This window comes from Pseudomonas sp. 1L-C-7-B-C1 (assembly GCF_057291635.1).
The window spans coordinates 47,760-66,586 of record NZ_JBXAWH010000008.1 but is presented as its reverse complement, the minus strand read 5'-3'; the positions used below and the strand labels follow the sequence as shown (position 1 = coordinate 66,586).

Annotated in this window: 13 protein-coding genes; 6 read left to right on the top strand and 7 right to left on the bottom strand. The window is 53.9% G+C overall.

Going from position 1 to position 18,827, the window contains the following annotated elements; all coding sequences use genetic code 11:
* Window positions 1–32 precede the first annotated feature (32 nt).
* Entirely contained in the window at window positions 33–2,186 is a 2,154-nt protein-coding gene (locus tag AC0Z8Z_RS13910) for a mechanosensitive ion channel family protein (protein ID WP_485619479.1), read from the bottom strand.
* A gap of 217 nt (window positions 2,187–2,403) precedes the next feature.
* Here AC0Z8Z_RS13910 and AC0Z8Z_RS13905 point away from each other — a divergent pair, with 217 nt between their 5' ends.
* The 3 genes from AC0Z8Z_RS13905 to AC0Z8Z_RS13895 are packed head-to-tail and all read left to right on the top strand — an operon-like array spanning window position 2,404 to window position 5,923.
* A complete protein-coding gene (locus tag AC0Z8Z_RS13905; RefSeq protein ID WP_485619478.1) occupies window positions 2,404–4,758 on the top strand; it encodes an FdhF/YdeP family oxidoreductase in 2,355 nt (784 codons plus the stop codon).
* Between the two features lie 57 nt (window positions 4,759–4,815).
* Window positions 4,816–5,394, top strand: a complete 579-nt coding sequence (locus AC0Z8Z_RS13900) for a TetR/AcrR family transcriptional regulator (protein ID WP_205487250.1) — start codon at window positions 4,816–4,818, stop codon at window positions 5,392–5,394.
* A 49-nt stretch (window positions 5,395–5,443) separates the two neighbouring features.
* Window positions 5,444–5,923 (top strand): nuclear transport factor 2 family protein, encoded by a 480-nt coding sequence (locus AC0Z8Z_RS13895; protein ID WP_172609871.1) that lies wholly within the window; start codon window positions 5,444–5,446, stop codon window positions 5,921–5,923.
* 490 nt (window positions 5,924–6,413) lie between these two features.
* Here the strand turns inward: AC0Z8Z_RS13895 and AC0Z8Z_RS13890 are convergent, their stop codons facing one another.
* Window positions 6,414–6,704, bottom strand: a complete 291-nt coding sequence (locus AC0Z8Z_RS13890; RefSeq protein ID WP_485619477.1) for a helix-turn-helix domain-containing protein — start codon at window positions 6,702–6,704, stop codon at window positions 6,414–6,416.
* Window positions 6,705–7,285: 581 nt separating this feature from the next.
* Between AC0Z8Z_RS13890 and AC0Z8Z_RS13885 the strand changes: the two genes are divergently transcribed.
* The 3 genes from AC0Z8Z_RS13885 to AC0Z8Z_RS13875 all read left to right on the top strand — a co-directional run bounded on the left by AC0Z8Z_RS13885 (window position 7,286) and on the right by AC0Z8Z_RS13875 (window position 10,026).
* Window positions 7,286–7,498, top strand: coding sequence for a hypothetical protein (locus AC0Z8Z_RS13885; protein ID WP_139272526.1), 213 nt, complete (start codon window positions 7,286–7,288; stop codon window positions 7,496–7,498).
* Window positions 7,499–8,189: 691 nt separating this feature from the next.
* On the top strand, window positions 8,190–8,579 hold the full coding sequence (locus AC0Z8Z_RS13880) for a hypothetical protein (RefSeq protein ID WP_485619476.1): 390 nt from the start codon (window positions 8,190–8,192) through the stop codon (window positions 8,577–8,579).
* A 319-nt stretch (window positions 8,580–8,898) separates the two neighbouring features.
* Window positions 8,899–10,026, top strand: a complete 1,128-nt coding sequence (locus tag AC0Z8Z_RS13875) for a hypothetical protein (protein WP_485619475.1) — start codon at window positions 8,899–8,901, stop codon at window positions 10,024–10,026.
* A 209-nt stretch (window positions 10,027–10,235) separates the two neighbouring features.
* Here AC0Z8Z_RS13875 and AC0Z8Z_RS13870 read toward each other — a convergent pair whose 3' ends face one another.
* From AC0Z8Z_RS13870 to AC0Z8Z_RS13850, 5 genes are all read right to left on the bottom strand, one after another.
* Entirely contained in the window at window positions 10,236–11,081 is an 846-nt protein-coding gene (locus tag AC0Z8Z_RS13870) for a hypothetical protein (protein ID WP_485619474.1), read from the bottom strand.
* A 129-nt stretch (window positions 11,082–11,210) separates the two neighbouring features.
* Window positions 11,211–12,833, bottom strand: coding sequence for a type I restriction-modification system subunit M (locus AC0Z8Z_RS13865; RefSeq protein ID WP_048359424.1), 1,623 nt, complete (start codon window positions 12,831–12,833; stop codon window positions 11,211–11,213).
* Window positions 12,830–14,029 carry an AAA family ATPase gene (locus AC0Z8Z_RS13860; RefSeq protein WP_485619473.1) on the bottom strand — a complete coding sequence of 400 codons (1,200 nt, stop codon included), beginning with the start codon at window positions 14,027–14,029 and terminating at the stop codon, window positions 12,830–12,832. The genes AC0Z8Z_RS13865 and AC0Z8Z_RS13860 overlap by 4 nt, the downstream gene beginning before the upstream one ends.
* Window positions 14,026–15,315 carry a restriction endonuclease subunit S gene (locus AC0Z8Z_RS13855; RefSeq protein ID WP_485619472.1) on the bottom strand — a complete coding sequence of 430 codons (1,290 nt, stop codon included), beginning with the start codon at window positions 15,313–15,315 and terminating at the stop codon, window positions 14,026–14,028. Before AC0Z8Z_RS13855 ends, AC0Z8Z_RS13860 begins: the two co-directional genes overlap by 4 nt.
* The gene (locus AC0Z8Z_RS13850) at window positions 15,305–18,313 is read right to left on the bottom strand and encodes a type I restriction endonuclease subunit R (protein WP_485619471.1); all 3,009 of its coding nucleotides are present in this window, start codon (window positions 18,311–18,313) and stop codon (window positions 15,305–15,307) included. Before AC0Z8Z_RS13850 ends, AC0Z8Z_RS13855 begins: the two co-directional genes overlap by 11 nt.
* Window positions 18,314–18,827 lie beyond the last annotated feature (514 nt).

Sequence of the window (18,827 nt, the reverse complement as noted above, 5' to 3'; positions counted from 1 at the left end):
GTTACGACGCTCGACTCGGCTGTGGCCCGATCTCAGGCAGGGCGTTCTGACCCGTCCTTGTTCACCACCGAGGTCTTGCCGGGCAGCGCTTGTTGCTCAGCGCCCTCTTCCCCTTCAGGTGCCTGACGATTGTGCGGGCTCATCACCAGTTGTGGATAAGTTTGGGCGAATCGCACCTCCGCCGACTTATCCACAAGTCGCTTGAGTCGATCGTTGAACGCCCGACTGACCGCATACTGCCCGCCCGATGAAGTCCGGAACTGCGCCGTGATCACGATGCCGTTCATGTCCATGCGGTCCAGCCCGAACACTTCCAGCGGCCCCTGCAGTTTGCTCGCCAGCAGTAGATCATCGCTGATCGACTGGCCCGCTTCACGAATCAGCGAGGTCGCCGCGTCTACGTCTGTGTCGTAGGTGAACTGGAACGAGAAGAACGCGTAGGCGAATTGCCGGGACTGGTTGGTGACGGCCTTGATCTGCCCGAACGGCACCGAATGCACGAAGCCCTTACCGTCGCGCAGACGCAGGGTGCGGATGGTCAGGCTCTCGACCGTACCGGCGTGGCCTGAATCCAGCACCACCCAGTCGCCGATGGAGATGGTGTCCTCGATGATGATGAACAGCCCGGTAATGACGTCCTGCACCAACTGCTGCGAACCGAAACCGATCGCCAGACCGACCACCCCGGCACCGGCCAGCAGCGGCGCGACGTTGATGCCCAGATTGGCCATGGTCGTGATGGTGCAGATCACCACCAGGATGATCTTCATCGCGTTGCGCAGCAGCGGCAGAATGGTCTTTACCCGCGTGCTCGGCTGACGCCCGGAACGTCCGTTGGCCGGAGGCTTCAGGGCTTCCTGAATGGCCGTGTCCATCACCACCCAAAGCAGCCAGGTCACCAGCAGAATCAGACCGATGCTGCTCAGCGAATCGCTGATCACTTTGCCCAGCGCATTGCGTTGGGCGAATTCGAGCAGCGAAAACCCCCAGATCCGCCCCAGCAGTTCGATGAAGCCGATCGCCAGCGCAATACGCATGACTGCGTGCAACAGGCTCAGCAAACGCTCCTTGTAAACACTATTGGTCCGCACCTCGGTGGGCTTGAACATGTGCTGAAACAAGGTGCTGAGAAACACCGCACCAATCAACAACACCGTCGTCAGCAACGCGCAACGCAAGGCTTCCTGGCTGCCTTCGCCGGCGCCGATGAGATTCACGGCCGAGACCAGAATCATCAGCAGGATCGGCAAATGCCACAGGCTGGAGAAGATCTTCAGCGTCTGTTGCACCGCGGGCCGCGCCAGCCGGGCGCCCAGAGAACGGTTGCGGATCAGATGCGCGATCGGCCGGCGCATGCGGATGACAACCATGCCGAAGATGACTGACGCCATCAGCCCGGTGAACGCGGCGATGCTGGTGGTCACGTTGCCGCCGAACAGCCGGGCAATCTGCGGACTGGTCAGCGCGTCGCTCAACGCCGCGAGAAAGCCGATGATGAACAACGGGTGCGGCGCGTAGTGACGAATGATGCGCACCGCTGGCCGTTTGTGGCCCGAATTGAACAGCACGATCAGCGACAACAGCACGGATGTGGAGAAAATCCCGCTGCTGGTCGAATACGCCAGACACAGCGCCAGCGCGCGCCCCACCGAGGTCGGCAGGAAGTGACTGACGTACAGCGTCAGCGGCAGACAGATGAGCGCGGGCACCATGTATGGCAGCACGTAGCCAAGCACCCCGACCACGCGTTCGCGCCGGACCAAAAGCCGATGCCGTGATAACCGGGTGACGAGGAGCACTCCTATGCGGTTGAGCAGCAGGAACGCACCCGCCCATACCAGGGACAGCATCACGAAATCGCCGGCGATCCGCCACGCTGAGCGCGATTGCGGTTTATTGACCAACGCGTCGATCTCGTCGGCGGCGCGGTCGGCGCGCAGACGCCATGAATCGAGCAGGTGGCCATCCACGTCGAGTTTGTCCTGCACGCTGTCGATGCTGGTACTGATGGCGCCCAGTAAGCCGCCTTTGACCAGAATCTCCGCTTTGGCGGGATCCTCCGGCGCCGGGTCGGCGGGTTCGGAAGCGGTAGCAGTCGTCGCGGCGGGGGCGTCGACGGCTTGAACATTGGCGCTGCAGACGCTCAACAACAGGCAAAGCAACAGAAAGGGTTTGAAATTCGGCAAAACGCGAGTCACTCCTTCGGTCAGGGAACCGTGGAAAAATCGGCCCTCAGGAACTGATCGGATTTCACCCGGCAAGTTCGCTCCGACACGCAATCGTCATGTTGGCCGTTGGCGGTCCACCCGCCGGCAAATGTAACGAACCTTTGCCGAGCTGCTTCGTCGTAGCCTTAACGAGGGCGACTGTCTCCAGTGCCCCGCTCCGCCGAGGACCCCCTTCATGACGCTCATTCACCCAAAAGCCCACTTCCGCCCATACACCTCGGCCGCCGGCGGTTGGGGCTCGGCTAAGTCGGTGATGGAGATCCTCTGGCGCGAGCAGGCGCCGATTCGTGCTGGCCTGCCGCTGATCAAGCAAAACAAGCCGGGCGGGTTTGCCTGTGTCAGCTGCGCATGGGCCAAGCCCGGCAAACCCCACAGCCTCGAGTTCTGTGAAAACGGCGCGAAGGCCACGGCCTGGGAGCTGACGTCGCGGAAAACCGACCCGGCCTTTTTCGCCCTTCACACGCTCACCGAACTGCGCCAGTGGCCTGATTACGACCTTGAGCAACAGGGCCGACTCACGCACCCCATGCGGTACGACGCCGCGAGCGATCGTTATCAGGAAACTACGTGGGAAGAAGCCTACCGTGACATTGGCGCGCAGCTGAAAAGCATGACGCCGGAGAGCGTGGTCTTTTATGCGTCGGGCCGGGCCTCCCTGGAAACGTCGTTCATGTACCAGCTCATCGCCCGTGCCTACGGCAACAACAATTTGCCCGACAGCTCTAACATGTGCCACGAGAGTACGTCGGTGGGTTTGCAGGAAAGCATCGGCGTACCGGTAGGCACCGTGACGCTGGATGACTTCGAGCACACCGATTGCATCCTGTTTTTCGGCCAGAACGTGGGCAGCAACAGCCCGAGGATGCTGCACCAACTGCGTGAAGCTCGGCAGCGTGACGTGCCGATCATCACGTTCAACCCGATTCGCGAGCGCGGCCTCGAGCGGTTCGTCAATCCGCAGTCCCCTGTGGAAATGCTCGGACCGAAGTCGACGGTCATCAGTACGCAATATCACCAGTTGGCGATCGGTGGCGACACGGCGGTTGTACTGGGGATCGCCAAATCGCTGTTCGAGATGGACGAGGCGGCGCTGGCTCAGGGGCAGCCCGGGATCATCGATCAGGCGTTCATCGCGCAGCACACTGAAGGGTTCGCCGAGTTCTGCAACTGCGTGCTCGAAACACCGTGGGAAACGATTGAGCGTCAGGCAGGCCTCAGCCGCAGCGCGCTGGAGGCAGTAGCGACGGTGTACGCCAGACATGAGCGAGTGATGTTGGTTTACGGCATGGGCATCACCCAACACCGGCGCGGCGTGACCAACGTGCAGATGCTGGTGAACCTGCTCCTGCTACGCGGCAACATCGGCAAGCGCGGTGCCGGGATCTGCCCGGTGCGCGGTCACTCCAACGTGCAGGGGCAGCGCACGGTCGGCATTACCGAAGACCCGAAAAAAATTCCTGTGGATAAGGTTGAGGCACTGTATGGCTTCTCGGTCCCGTCGAAAAAAGGCCTGAACACCGTCGAGACCTGCGAAGGACTTCTGGACGGGAGCGTGCGCGGATTCATCGGGCTCGGCGGAAATTTTCTGCGCGCAGTCCCCGACACGTCGCGCATGGAGCCGGCCTGGAATACATTGGACCTGAACGTTCAGATCGCCACGAAGCTGAACCGCACGCATCTGGTTCCGGGGAAAAACGCGTGGATACTGCCCTGCCTCGGGCGCATCGAAAAGGATGTGCAAGACGGCGTCGAGCAGGTTTATACCACCGAAGACAGCACCGGCTGCGTGCGAGCCTGGCAGGGTAATAGCGAACCGGCCAGCGCCCACGCCCGTGCCGAGGTCGCCATTCTCGCTGGCATCGCCGAGGCGACATTACCCGGCGCTACCCGAATCGATTGGAGCGCCTGGCGCCGCGATTACGCGCTGATTCGCCAAGGCATCGCTCAGGTCTATTCGGAAATTTTTCACGACATGGAAACCCGCATGTGGGAACCCGGCGGCTTCCACCGCCCCCTTGCGGCGGCGAAGCGCGAATGGAAAACCGAGAGCGGCCGCGCGATGTTCATCACGCCCGAGCTGCTGGAAGAAAACGATGATGTGTACCCGAACCACACTCGTCGCGACGTGCTGCAGTTGATGACGCTGCGCAGCAATGACCAATTCAACACCACGATCTATGGCTACGAAGATCGCTTCCGGGGCGTCAGCGGCACCCGTGCGGTCATTTTCATGAACCGCAACGATGTCCTCCGACTGGGCTTCACACCGGGAGACTGGGTAAACGTGACTACAGCCATCGAGCCACAGGTCTCGCGTTCGGTAGGACCTCTGCAGATCATCGCCTACGACATCCCCGAAAACTGCTGCGCGGCGTATTACCCTGAATGCAATCCACTGGTTCCGCTGTGGCACCACGCTGAACGCAGCAAGGTGCCTGCAGCCAAATCGATTCCGGTTACGCTGGCCAAGGCTTCACCCAGCGCAGAGGATTTGAAACGCGCGCTGCCGGAGTCCGACCAAGTGCGTTGAGCCTGTTTTTGAATGAGCGGCTTGACGTGGGAGAACGTACGTTCTACCTTCTGCGTCATGAATACATCAGCGACCAACACCCGCGAGAAAATCCTCGCGACTGCCGAACAGCTTATTTACCAGAACGGCATCCAGGCCACCGGCATGGACCTTTTGGTGAAGACATCGGGCGTCGCGAGGAAAAGCATCTATCGCTATTTCGCTACCAAAGACGAGGTCGCGGCCGCTGCGCTCAACGCCCGTGACGTGCGCTGGATGGACTGGTTTCAGAGTGAATCAAACAAGGCCGACACCCCTGAAGCGCGCATCCTGAATATGTTTGACGTGCTCAAAGGCTGGTTCGAGTCCGAAGGCTTTCGCGGCTGCGCATTTATCAACACGGCAGGCGAAGTCGGCGACTCAGAGGACCCTATCCGTCTGATCGCCAAGCTGCACAAACAGAAGCTGCTGGACTACACGCTGGGGCTCTGCGAGCAGCTTGGGATTGCAGATCCGCAGGCCTTGGCCAACCAGTTACTCATCCTCATGGAAGGCGCAATCACCGTTGCCCGCGTCATGGGCGACTACAGCGCTGCAGAAAGCGCCAAGGCGGTTGCGCAGTTGATACTTGAAGAGCGCTTGCGTTCCAGTTCCTAGCCACACACGTCCCACTCACCGCCGAATCATCACCGCCTGGAGGTCCATCATGTCGTCCAATGCCCAGACTCGCCCGCCACTTCCCCCTTTTACCCGCGAATCCGCCATCGAGAAGGTTCGCCTGGCTGAGGATGGCTGGAACAGCCGGGACGCTGAAAAGGTGTCGCTGGCCTACACACTCGACACCCAATGGCGCAATCGCGCTGATTTCGCCGGGAACCGTGAAGAGGCTAAGCAGTTTCTGATCCGCAAGTGGAATAAAGAGCTCGACTACCGCTTGATCAAGGAGCTCTGGGCATTCACCGACAACCGCATTGCGGTCCGTTACGCCTACGAATGGCACGATGACTCAGGGAACTGGTTCCGCTCGTATGGCAATGAAAACTGGGAATTCAATGAAGACGGCCTAATGGCGAGACGCTTCGCTTGCATCAATGACATGCCCATCAAAGAAGCGGATCGCAAGTTTCACTGGCCGCTGGGCCGCCGACCTGATGACCATCCCGGGTTGTCGGATCTGGGTCTGTAGTCCCCGAACGATACTCAAAACAAAGCCCCCGACAGCTGAGCTGTACGGGGGCTTTTGTTTGCAGCGTTATCGCGATTGGGTCATGCGCAGCTTAGAAGGGTAGTTCACATAAGATTGGGAGTGCAGGAACAATAGCCTCTGAATACACCATATTATACTAGTTATTGCGCACTGAGTACAACCAAACGAGCTGAAAAACGTAAAGAACCGGTGCATTGGGTACATCTTTTTTCAGTAAAATCACCGTGATTCAAAACGACGTAAAGGCTACCTTTACAAACTGATCTTGTCCCACTGCTGCATTCGTGGCGTTAGCTCGAAGGCGTGGAGCTCAGCTTGGACCTTCAGCCACATTGTAGTGGTCAGATGATCCAGAAAACTGCGCTAAGTTTTTCCTAGGCGAACGCCGGCGCTAAGCCCTCATTTTTTAGCGATCAGCGAATCCCGAAATACAAAAAAGAGAGAGGCTCACGCGACAGGGAGAGCCGAGCTATTTAGATCCCAGGGCTGACGAGCCAACCTCCGCCCGTATGCGTGCCAACAAAGAGTCGAGGCCGCCGTCATCGCCCTTGATCTGATAAGCAGCCGCTAGGACGCTTAAAGGATGGACCTCCATGACCGATGCCAGCCCTTCGAGCTTTTCCAAAGTGGGGCATTTGAGACCGCGCTCAAGGGTGCTCAGATATGTCCGACTGCTGATGCTTGAAAAGTCCTCCTGGGTCAGCCTCTTGGAAGTTCTCAGCAGCTTAAGTGCCTGACCAAACGCTTGCTTTAGCTCCATTTCGCGCACCACGCAAAATGGATGATCAGGCCCCATAGACCACTATAGGACTACAATCTATAGTGGTCTTTTTTGAGGTCAACGCTATGTATATGACACGACAGGAAGCGTACGTCGATCTTTCTGCATTAGGTGCGGAAGGCCTGCACTGGCGCTACGTGGAGCACTCGATGCATGCGCCATGGTTTTACATCACTCTAACCCGTCATAGCTATGGATACACATCTCGGACGATGCTACAAACAATGGATCCAGCTGTTCTGGCCACGGTGATCTGTAGCGCCTCAAACGAACTTTCTGTAACCGATGTGATGATAGTCACCCCGCCCTACGTGAATGGAACTCCGTCATGGCAGATGGAAAAACTTTGGGAGTTTTCGCAATGCCACAGTGAAGAACATGGAAGCCTAGACTCGTACCTAGTTACAGGGAAACGCTATTACACACCCGAGTTAGCGTCAGACATTGAGTACCTTAAGCTGGAAAAATGCATATACTACAACGCGCTCGGCATTTGAAAGTTGTATAAGCAAAACAACCGCCCATCGCTAATTTATATGATTTCGCACGGAGGGGCCTACATGCTTACCAAAATATCGCTGAATGTCCCGCTGGGCGTTCTAACCATGCGAGAAACACTATCAAGACTGGTCAAACTCGAATCATCGAGCCTGACCGAAGAAAGCCGTCGCGCGGGCTCATTTCTTACAGTGAGCGAAGTACAATCCTTGCGTGAAGAAATGACAAGGGATGGCGCCCTCATGAAAGAATGGTTAGCCGCCCGTGATCGGTAAACGGGTTAAAAACACTATTGGCTGAGCTATAGCAGTTGCCCGCAACGAGATTGGCCTGACCGATGCATGGCGTCACCTATACCCTTCACGTACACGCAAAGATCAAAATATGGACCATCCCTGGTTCATGCTTGAGCGCTATCGAGCAAGGATGACCTACCGATGGCAGATCCTTAGGCTGCAGTCGACGCTGCTGACCAAACCACTATATTTCTTTAGACGCAGAGATAGGCCTTTGAGCGGCCAAGCCCAAGACGCAGTGGGCAGGTCATTTCTACGAAGAAATGTCCGCCATCCTCTGCATTCCATGCTGGACGAGCCCGCGGCGTGTCCTTGACCGGCATAAGCCGTCCATAAGCGGATGCTCGGACCAATATCAACCGCGTTGGTAGCACCAGTGTCACGCAGGTATTGCAGCCGACGCGAAATTTGTCCAGTTGCAAACGCGACAATGACCCAGTAGCAATCGGCAAAATCCAGCACTGGGACTGATTCACAAAGCAGCAGGCTAGGCTAGTGTCGGCTACTGGCTCAGTACTGCGCCAGCAACAACACGCAAGGTGACCACTGCTTAGCGATCCCACCCGCCAGCCGCGTCGCTCAGCACAAAGTCCTTGAGCCCAAACCGCTGCCCTGGCGCGCGCCCCAAAAGTGGCTACAGTTTATCCTTTGCAAAAATGAGTGAAAGGACATGGAAGAAAAGTACATACTCCAGCGTTTCCAAGCCGAGGTAATGAACTTGGGGACAGAGGCAACACTGCCTTGTAATTTAACTGACTACTGGCTCTCCGAAATCCAAAAGCACCTGGAGAAGCTTTTTGAAAGCATGGCAGCAGCGGCGGAATCAAAAACTGAACAAACCATGGCTCTACCGCTAGCAGCTGTAATACATATTCTATTTGCTAAAGGAAGCACCGAAAAACTTGAAGTTTCGCTGGACGAAATGTTCAATTATTTTGAATACTACCGCGCAGAGTTAACCCTTGAAGAAATTCGGCGAAAATCTGACTTTAAACCCGAACCAGCTTCAATTCAAACAATCTTCACCAATCGAGACGTATCCATTACCGAGATTCCTTGAAACCGCAACTTACGCAACTGCCACATGACAACGTGTTATCGCTGATCCGGAATTGGACCTAATACCGACGTACCTCTGCCCACTCAACAATCAGCTAAAAGTCAGCGCTGATAACGCATTCCGGAGGAGAGGCTTGGGTCAGCGAAATGCGGTAGCCGGGTCAATTCGACATCAGCGTCAACAAACCTGTACCTTGTGTGGAAAAGGCAACGATGCGTACCCTCAAAGCCGTTCATGCACGAGACTTTATTCTGCAACTTTTTTCAGTTAACTAAATCTCACTCTCAAATCAGCTCCATGTAAAAACCCAGGGAATGACATGAATACTCATAACGAAATGGCGGCGAAATTTCATAACAAGCTTCAAAGCATTTTAGCTCGCAAGGCTAGGCATCAGTGTATGTTTCCCGGCTGCGAACTTCAAGCCATCCATGCGCATGCGATGTCTAAAGAAAATGTGCTTCGTGATATAGCCGAAGACGGCTCGCTAATCTCCCCAGAGCCGCTTCGCGACGATGACGAAATTTATCGCGAGATAAAATTTACCAAAGTTGGAATAACAAAAGCGACCACATTTAAGGGGTTCTGCTTAAAGCATGACGGGCAGTTTTCTTCGCTGGACAAGTATGGGTTACGCACCAACGGCGATGTATTTCTTCAACTGTACCGGTCGTTTGCTGGCATTGTGTTTGAAGACCAAGCCAATAGGGCAAGCGCGCAGCATGCTGGAGATAACGAAAACTTTAACTACGAGCACGAACTGTCTAAAACCATTAGTGCGACTCGGGCCCTCGCCTTGGCTTATGATTTAATTGAGGGCTACACCAGTGTCGATGAAGCACTACCAGTAGACGAGCACCTAACACTGACTCCATTCTCTGCAGAGGCCGGTATGGACGCCAGAGTGGTGATCAGGCGGATAGCGTTCCCTTGTCCAGTCGCGTTGCGCACCCGATTCCAGCTATCTGCGAGCACGCATGATTTCGATACGTTTGTATTCGTAGTGCCCTCAAAGCAAAACCCAATGGTTATCATCGTGTGCGACCCTAGGGATGTTAACCGGTGGCACAGGAAGGTATGGACACCTATCGATACATTGAACCTCATCGAGTCAAGCATGATGTTTGATGGGCAGTGGTGGCTGGCGCCATCCGTCGTGAATAAATGGTCTCCCGAAAAATTCAAACTAATAGAAAGTGATTACTGGCATTTCTTGGATCGCAATTATTTGGACAACTACGATGTATCTCTGCTGGATGATGTCCGCGAGAAAATTTGCTCCGGATTGCCCAGTGCCCAGCGGGACGCAGAACTTTCCAAAATTACCAATTTACCCACTAGAGAACCGGCCGAATTCCGAAGACTGAGATTCACCCTCAAGGCCGAACGTGATAAACAATTAGTCAGTCAGAAATTCCCATGGGACGAAATCGGAAAAGAAAAATAAACACCATCTGCGTTTACACCACATCGCGCCTTCAAGTTAGGCGCTAAACACAGCACAGTAGCCGCCCTCAGTCCAGGGCACCTAACCCGCTGGAATGCCGGGTTAAAGCATCCAGGGGAAGGTCTAGATGTTGTGCTGGGCCGATTACTGCCTCAGTGTAGGGCTTGGTCTGGGCGGTGCTAGTTTTCCCCTTAGCTGCGGCAGCCAACTTACTTCCCTTGGAACTGACCAAATGCCAGAAAGCGCTCACGGGCTTCTGGCGATGACTCCTGTATGTGCCATAGCGAAGTCTGCGAAGCGAGATATGCCGGAGTTTCCTCTTCCCATAGCACAGCGAGGGCGGTGGTCGAGATGATGAATCCGTCGCACTTGCCGTCCCTGACAGCGTCTTGGAATACGTCCCGGTGACGTTCGACGAAGTCCAAATTGAACTTGGTCAGAACTCCGCGCACATAGGATTTGTTGGGAACGCTTATAACCTTCTCCACTGGGACCAAATCATCAAGATTGATGGCTATGATCCCGCCATTATTGAATGGTGCAAGCTGTTTGGCAGCATGGCTAACGCGCTTCTCAACGCCGTTCTCTGACCAAATCTTCTTGCATGCAATCGGATAGTTACCCATTCCGAAGTCAACCAGGATATCTGGTTCTGCGGCCGTGACAGAAAGGCCGTTGTTCTTCAGGTCAGACAGCAGTACTAGCTCCCAAAGAGCGTCCTTCCCTTGGGATGTGTTGCGATCATCAGGCTGCATGACACTCCCGGCCATACGCTTGAGCGCTTCTTGAATACCTGGCTCATCTGGCAGATTGATGACTGCATCTACTAGCCGGTTCACGAATGCCGTGTCCCATACCACTCGATCATCAGGCTTAACTTGCCCAGCCCATGCCAAACTCAGCTTGTCGGCTTGGCTCAGCAACTGTGACAGTGCGCTTCCTGCCCGCAGCTTGACCTTACGCTGCTCCAGTACGGCCCGAGCCAACTTGGTCTTCGCTGCAATCTCTTCGTACGTATTTGTCCATGCCTTGCTCACGACGTTGATAGACTTCACTTCTCAGCTCCTGCTTGATGGCCGGTTGTTTAATTATCCTGACGGCATGGCCATCGCAGACAATCGGTATTCCCCGCAGCTCTTCGATGCAGCCCGTGGGGCTGCTGCTTTTCCTATGCTCCGGCGCGATTACACCAACAGCGGCAGGCCCAGCTCTTTCAGAAATGCATTGTGTTTGTCCCGCGTCTTTTGAATAGTCTCTTCGAGTGCGATCAGCTCGTGATTGACAGCCTCCAAATCAATCTCTTCCTCTGCGATCGCGGTGCTGATGTAGCGGGAGATATTCAGGTTATAGCCGTTCCTCTCGATCTCTTCCATCTCCACCCTACGCGCATAACGAGGTTCTGGCTCACGGGTCTGGTAGGTTTTAATGATTTTGGTAATGTGCTCATCCGTTAGCTGGTTTTGGCGCTTACCTTTGAAGAAATGTTCTGCTGCGTTGATAAACAACACGTCGTCCGGTTGCTTGCACTTTTTCAGCACGAGAATGCACACCGGGATCCCCGTGGAATAAAACAAGTTGGAGGGTAGCCCGATCACGGTATCTATATGGCCGTCTTTTAGCAGCTTGCTGCGAATACGCTCCTCAGCGCCGCCACGGAACAGCACGCCATGGGGGAGGATGATCGCCATCACACCCTCATCTTTCAGAAAATGAAAGCCGTGCAACAGAAAAGCAAAGTCGGCAGCCGATTTAGGAGCCAGACCGTGGTTTTTGAAGCGCACGTCATCGGCCACAGCTTCTGTTGGGTCCCAGCGATAGCTGAAAGGCGGATTGGCAACAATAGCGTCGAATGCGGGTTTTTTAGCAGGGTTAAGCTCGCGCAGGATATCCCAATCGTTGTTTAAGGTGTCGCCGTGGTAAATCTCGAACTCGGTGTCCTTTACCCCGTGCAGGAGCATGTTCATACGGGCAAGGTTATAGGTGGTGATGTTCTTCTCCTGACCGTAAATCTTGCCAATACCATGAGGCCCCATGCGCTTACGCACGTTCAGTAGCAAGGAGCCGGAGCCGCAGGCGAAGTCCAGCACGCTTTCCAGCCGCTTCTTCGTGCCTGTTTTCGGGTCCTGGCTATCAAGTGTGACGATGGCTGAAAGGATGTCGGAAATCTGTTGCGGGGTGTAAAACTCGCCCGCCTTCTTGCCGGAACCGGCGGCAAATTGGCCGATTAGGTATTCATAGGCATCTCCGAGCGCGTCGATGTCCGTGGAAAAGTCGTTCAGACCCTCAGCGATCTTCTGGATGATGGTGCAGAGCTTGGCGTTGCGGTCGACATAGGTTCTGCCCAGCTTGTCTGAGCCGAGGTTGATCTCAGAGAAGAGGCCCTGAAAGGTGCTCTCAAACGATTCGGTTTCGATGTATTTGAAGCCTGACTGCAAGGTGCTGAGCAGTTCATCGCTCTGAGTACGGGCCATGTTAGCGATGCTGTTCCAGAGGTGTGCAGGCTCGATGACGTAATGCACCTTGCGGCGCATCTGCTTCTCGAAAGCCGGGATGTCCGCTGTGTTCTCCTCATACCAGACCTGCAGAGGAGTCGCTGCTCCCGTTTTTAGCAATACGTCGCTAGGCAACTCGGGGTAGTCGCTTCCAAGTTCCTTTTTAGCTGCTATCTCATAGTTGTCGGAGAGGTAGCGCAGGAAGAGGAAGGAAAGCATGTAGTCGCGAAAGTCGTCCGCGTTCATGGCCCCGCGAAGTTGATCGGCAATGGCCCAAAGGGTTTGGCCAAGTTGTTTTCGATTGGTGTCATTCATGTGGTAGCTTCGGTTGTAGGCGCTGGAATTGGTGCGGCAGCTGTTGCGGCTGACGTCGCGGCCAATAGGTCAGGCAAGGCGAATTTAAAAGTGCTGATGAAGTCTCTGAGAATGCGGCGAAACAAATCCTTGTTGTCATCGCCCATTTCGGTCGGCTCATGGATGGCATATATGCCGTGGCTCAGTAGGTTGAGTGCGCGGTTGTAGAGCGCTGTGTCTTCCTCATTCGCGAGAGCTTTCAGGCAGAAGGAAATGTCCGCGTGCCCAAAGAATGCAGCTGTTTTTTCCATAATGCTGCGGAGCGCATTGAAGTGAAATGTGTAGAGCTTGCCGGAATCTGCATTGGCTGCCGCCTGTAGTTCGGCGAGGGCCGCGACGTGATGGAAAAATGGCGTGTCCTCGGTGGACCGGAGGGTAAAGACACCTTCAGCACTTGGACGATGCAGAAAGTAACGTCTGTGAGACACTTTCTGCTGCCCCTCCTTAGTCCTACCGATCTCATTGCACATTACGTTGAAAAAGAGGGCGTGGTGGGAAGAGAAAACCACCTTTATGGGCATGGGAACTCCATTCTGACCTGTCCGAGTGGCGGCACGGCGCAGGAGTTTGGCGAGGTCGCAGGCAACGGCGATGGCGTTATTGTCGTCGAGAGAAGAAATGGGGTCGTCGATGTAGAGGTATTTGTTCGACTCATAGGAGACGTGTCCATCGAGCATCCGTTCGCAGATAGCCATGAAAAGGCACCAAATGAAGATGTTCTGCTCGCCTCGGGAAATTTTGATGTTTTCCGCTTCGCCTTTGCGAAAAGTTACCTTCCATGTTCCATATTCGATGTCGAAGCTAAAGTCTGCATAGCGACTGAGGTACCCCTCAATGGTCTCGTCGAGCGCCAGATCTTTGAGGCCGTTGAAGAAAGTGGAGTTAGAATTGAGTAGAAGGTAGCGGGCTGTATCACCAGCAAGATCATTCTCCCAAGTGAACAGATCCTCTGTGTAGGCGTTGAAGTAGAGAGTGTCTGCTGTACCGTTGTTCTTGCGCTTGCCCGCGTCCTTGAACTCCATCGATAGCCGCGTCTTACCGGTGCGGTTGTATGCATAGAGAAGGACGAGTCCTATTGACTTCGTCGGGTTGTTTAAGTCGTCTCGCAGCCGAGTGACCAAGGTGCGCAAACTTTGGTAAGTCCGAATACCGTTCATGCCTCCATCTCCGCTGGTACCGGGAAAAGCTGCTGCATCAACCCTTTTTTGTGGGTTTTGAGGGCTTCAAGCTTTTGGGTTTGCGCAGCAATGAGATCGTCGAGTTTTGTAAGGCAATCGGCGATAAATTTTTGTTCGTGTATATCCTTCGGATAGCAAAAACTGAGATTTACAAATACTTTCGACTTTATACCCTTAGCCGTTGACCCGGTGCTATGAAAATCAATATCTTCTTGCATGCTTGGACTAAGCAAGGAATGGAAGAGAAACTCAGGAAGACATTTTTCAGGATTAGACCGAAGAGTGAGAAGTCGCTGCCCCAAGGCAAACTTTCCGGCACATGGAAACAACGCTACATTACCCAGCGGCGCTTCGGTAGTAAAAAGAACATCTCCCGCCAATGGAATGCCTCGCGTCATCCATTCTTCATATTTTTTCTCTTCTATGTATTCGTCATTTGTCATGTCGAGCCACCCAAACCTCACGTTTTTCGCGGTAATTAGCGGGACACCTGACTTAGATTTTGGCGGGGCTTTACCCCTGTAATCGATAACTTTTATAAGGCAGCTAGATAACTTTTCGCGCTTCCACTCTCTGGCATTTTGGAACTCGGGGAAGCGGAGTCGGGGTTGGCTTTCGCCTTCACGGGGGAAAAGTAGTTGCATCAAGCCTTTTTTATGGGCCTTGAGTGCTTCTAATTTTCTAGCCTGCCCGGCGGTGAGCTGTTCTAGCGAAGACAGACACTCGGCAATCTTCTTTTGTTCGGGAGGCGACGGAATCAATGTTTCCCATTCGCAAAGGCGACTGAAATACAATCTGGTTCTAGTTCCACCTGCTTTTTGGGAAAAAGCGAATTGCTTAAAATCAAACCCCTCATTTAGTTTGGCTAGCAAAAAGTATGAATTCAGATTTTTCGCTCTGAATACAGGATACTCTTTGCTTACTGCGATTTCGCCACCTGTCTCATTTATATTAAATTTAAAGAGGCCGTCATCGCTCATATGTCGATAAACAAAACCATTAGGTGGAACTACACCATATTCGTTATTATTGTGCAGAGTCCGACCGTCGAAGTATTTGTCTTGTCGCTTTAGGCCGTCTCTTGTAGAGCTATAAATAGGCAATTTGGTATCGGATGGCACTCTTCCAGAGCAGTCCGTCAAATAGGTCGCCAAGGTTTTTCTTTCCCATTCTCCCGCCTCCCGAAACTCCGGAAACCGCAGCTTAGGTATAAGCGCGGGTTTGCCCACTGCCTTCGTGGCAGTGGTTTTCGTCTTACTGCTCATACGCGCTTAGTCCTGAAATTTCGCGGCCCTGGGCGCGTTTTGTAAGAAGGGGGTGCAAGTCATCCATAAGGGCGAGTTCGGCTTGGGTGCGGGCTTTCCAACCGAGGTCGAGCGGGGCCATGAGGTCGCTGAGCTGTTCGCCATCGAAAATCATGCGCTGGAGGATGCCATCTACGAAGCTTTCTAAGGCTGCTGGGGCCAGACGGTGCTTGCTTGCGATATCGGCGAGTTCTGCGGCGTCTTTATGCTGTTTGAAGAGGATGTAGCTATTGCGGATAGCAGTTTCGCTCAAGCCTTCTCCGACTTTGAGGGTGGCGATATAGGCGGCAATATCGTCGCGCTCATTCATAAACTTGGCGTCGGCTTGGATCAAACCAATGAGCTGATCGCGACTCATCCGCTGTTTGCTGGGCTCTTGCTGCGAGAAACGCGACATCAAACCCACAATATAGTCGTAGTCAATAACGGCTGAGGCAAAGAGTACGAACTCGAAATCGAGCTGATCCACTGAGTCGGTTTTACCGTCTGGTTCTTTAACGTTCTTATCTTGTTGAGCCTTGAGGCGTTGGGCCGTTTCCAGATAAGCGCCGCGAAAGCCAAGCAGGCTTTCCTTGGGCAGGATGTGCTCAATGACAGCAGCGTTGTCTTCCGTGAGGTCGGTGTATTGGTCGAGCTGTGTTTTAAGACGCTGCACTTCCTTGAAGTGACCGATAAAGGCGGCGCGGGCATCGTCGCCTTTCAGATTATGCACCGCCTCTGGGGCGCACGCCACGCCTTGAGATTGCATAAAGTCATCTAGCTTTTGCACGGCAGCCTGTAGTTTTTCAATAACTGCGGGGGCTTTGTCCACCAGCCAGATTTCGCGGGGTTGTTTGCCGGACCGCTCGCCGGAGAACCGGGTAATAGCGATATCCACCGCTTCTTGCTGCTGACGAAAATCAAGAATGTTACCGTAGGGCTTAGTGCTGTTAAGTACGCGGTTAGTGCGCGAAAACGCCTGGATCAACCCGTGGTATTTGAGGTTTTTATCCACGTACAGGGTGTTGAGGTATTTGGAGTCGAAGCCTGTAAGTAGCATGTCGACCACAATTGTGATGTCAATTTTTTGCGTATGCGGATAATCGGCATTGGGCCACTGCTGGTCTTTGATGCGCTTTTGCACGTCTTGGTAGTAGAGGTCGAACTCGCTGATGCTGTAGTTGCCGCCGTAGCGAGTGTTGTAGTCCATAAGGATAGCTTTAAGCGCTGCTTTTTTACCTTCTGGATCTTCTTCGTTGTCCTGCTTTTCTTGCTGAAGATCTTCCTGAATTTGTTTTACGTCCGCATTGCCTTCTGCAGGCGGTGAGAATACGCAGGCAATATTCAGCGGCTGGTAGTCAGGGTCCGCCAGTTGCTTGGCATGTTGCAACTTGGCAAACAGGCTGTGGTACTCGATAGCATCGTTAATGCTGCCCGTCGCCAAAATGGCATTGAAACGACGCTGCGCAGTGGCAATGTCATGCTTGGCGAGGATGGCTTCGATCACCGCTCGCTTGGCTAGACCTTCCCCAGGCTTGGGTATTTTTTTGCCTTCTGGTTTGAAATAATCGATGTGGAAACGCAGCACGTTGGCATCTTCAATCGCGTGGGTAATGGTGTAAGCGTGCAACTGTTTCTGAAATAGCTCATCTGTTGTTTGATAAGAAGCTTGCTGGTTTTCCACTTTTACGCGTGAGGCGTTTTCTTCAAAGATGGGCGTGCCGGTAAAGCCAAAGAGCTGGGCTTTGGGGAAGAATTCTTTGATGGCTTTGTGATTCTCGCCAAACTGGGAGCGGTGGCATTCATCAAAGATGAACACAATGCGTTTGTCGCGCAGTGAGGCCAACTGCTCTTTATAGGTGAGCTGGTCGTTCCGTTTGCGCTGCTTGTTACGCTTGCTGTTTTCATCCAAGGCGAGGCCGAGCTTCTGGATGGTGGTGACAATCACTTTGTCGGCGTAGTCCTCGGACAGCAGCCTATGTACCAATGCAGCAGTATTAGTGTTTTCTTCAACACAGCCTTCCTGGAACTTGTTGAATTCCTCACGGGTCTGGCGGTCGAGGTCTTTACGGTCAACCACAAAGAGGCATTTTTCTATGTCAGTGTTGTCCTTGAGCAAGGTGGAGGCCTTGAAGGACGTGAGTGTTTTGCCGCTGCCAGTGGTGTGCCAGATATAGCCGTTGCCGCAGTTTTGCTCAATGCAGTCGACAATGGCTTTCACCGCATAGACCTGATAAGGGCGCATCATCATGAGCTTTTGCTCACTGGCTATTAGCACCATGTAGCGGCTGAGTGTTTGGCCAAGCGTGCATTTGACGAGGAAGGTCTCGGCGAAGCCGTCGAGGCAGGTAATCTTCTTGTTCGCCTCATCAGCAAACTGATAGATCGGCAGGAAGCGCTCATCGGCGTTGAACGAGAAATGACGGGCGTTATTGTTGGCGAAGTAGTAAGTGTTATCGCGGTTGCTGACTATGAATAACTGCAGGAAAACCAGAAGCGTCTTGGCGTAGCCGTTGCCGGGGTCATTTTTGTATTCAACGATCTGCTCCATGGCGCGGCGCGGATTTACGCCCAGCGTTTTCAGTTCTACTTGAACACACGGCACACCGTTGATGAGGATGAGCACATCGAAACGGTGGTGGCTGTTATCGGTATTGATACGCAGTTGATTGACCACCTCGAAGGTGTTTTTGCACCAATCTTTAATATTGACCAGAGTGTAGTTCAACGGGGTGCCGTCTTCACGGGTGAAGGCGTTACGCTCGCGCAGGGTGCGGGCTGCCGCAAACACATCAGGGGTGACGATCTCGTCGAGCAGGCGGGCGAATTCGCCATCAGTGAGGCGAACACGGTTGAGATCCTCGAATTTCTCGCGAAAATTGCGCTCCAGTGAGGCACGATCTGTGATATCTGGACGATAGCTGTATTTGAGCTCAATTAGCTTGTCGATGAAGCCTTGTTCGATTCTTTGCTCACTCATTGATGGTGCTCTGCGATCTTCTGTATGGCCCGTAGTAAAACATGACTATTGTGAATCGCCACGTGTTAGCTGGAAAGGGCCTGCGTTCGTAGTTCGTAGGATTGGTTCAGCCGCGCCCCCGGGTTTCTTTTGCGCTTGTCGTGATCGCTGCAGATCGGTATCGGTGCGCTCAAGACACTCTCCGGCGAACGTTTAGCCCAAGCCCCGCTCCATCCAAACTCGCGCTACGCTGCGATGGAGAATCCCGTAGCGCTCGGCCAAAGCTGTGTGGCTTGGTCGTAACCGCCGATCAGTCCTACTAAGGGGATATCGCCGCCAAGGCAATGATTAGGCAGGTCTCGGTCGCGGACGGCGACCGTCCACATCTGGGCGGTGGATGCCGCCTTGCAGTTAGTGGTCTCCAAATTGCCCTGACGATGAGAAGCGTGGAGCGTATCTATCATGCCCTCTGTGAGCTTCTTGGCTGCCATGCAATCGGCGTGACGGGCGTAGTAGTCTGCCGATTCATGGATAA

Coding starts and splice junctions, on each gene's coding strand:
- AC0Z8Z_RS13905 (WP_485619478.1), top strand. CDS start 2,404: ATGACGCTCATTCACCCAAAAGCCCACTTCCGCCCATACACCTCGGCC.
- AC0Z8Z_RS13900 (WP_205487250.1), top strand. CDS start 4,816: ATGAATACATCAGCGACCAACACCCGCGAGAAAATCCTCGCGACTGCC.
- AC0Z8Z_RS13895 (WP_172609871.1), top strand. CDS start 5,444: ATGTCGTCCAATGCCCAGACTCGCCCGCCACTTCCCCCTTTTACCCGC.
- AC0Z8Z_RS13890 (WP_485619477.1), bottom strand. CDS start 6,704: ATGGAGCTAAAGCAAGCGTTTGGTCAGGCACTTAAGCTGCTGAGAACT.
- AC0Z8Z_RS13885 (WP_139272526.1), top strand. CDS start 7,286: ATGCTTACCAAAATATCGCTGAATGTCCCGCTGGGCGTTCTAACCATG.
- AC0Z8Z_RS13880 (WP_485619476.1), top strand. CDS start 8,190: ATGGAAGAAAAGTACATACTCCAGCGTTTCCAAGCCGAGGTAATGAAC.
- AC0Z8Z_RS13875 (WP_485619475.1), top strand. CDS start 8,899: ATGAATACTCATAACGAAATGGCGGCGAAATTTCATAACAAGCTTCAA.
- AC0Z8Z_RS13865 (WP_048359424.1), bottom strand. CDS start 12,833: ATGAATGACACCAATCGAAAACAACTTGGCCAAACCCTTTGGGCCATT.
- AC0Z8Z_RS13860 (WP_485619473.1), bottom strand. CDS start 14,029: ATGAACGGTATTCGGACTTACCAAAGTTTGCGCACCTTGGTCACTCGG.
- AC0Z8Z_RS13855 (WP_485619472.1), bottom strand. CDS start 15,315: ATGAGCAGTAAGACGAAAACCACTGCCACGAAGGCAGTGGGCAAACCC.
- AC0Z8Z_RS13850 (WP_485619471.1), bottom strand. CDS start 18,313: ATGAGTGAGCAAAGAATCGAACAAGGCTTCATCGACAAGCTAATTGAG.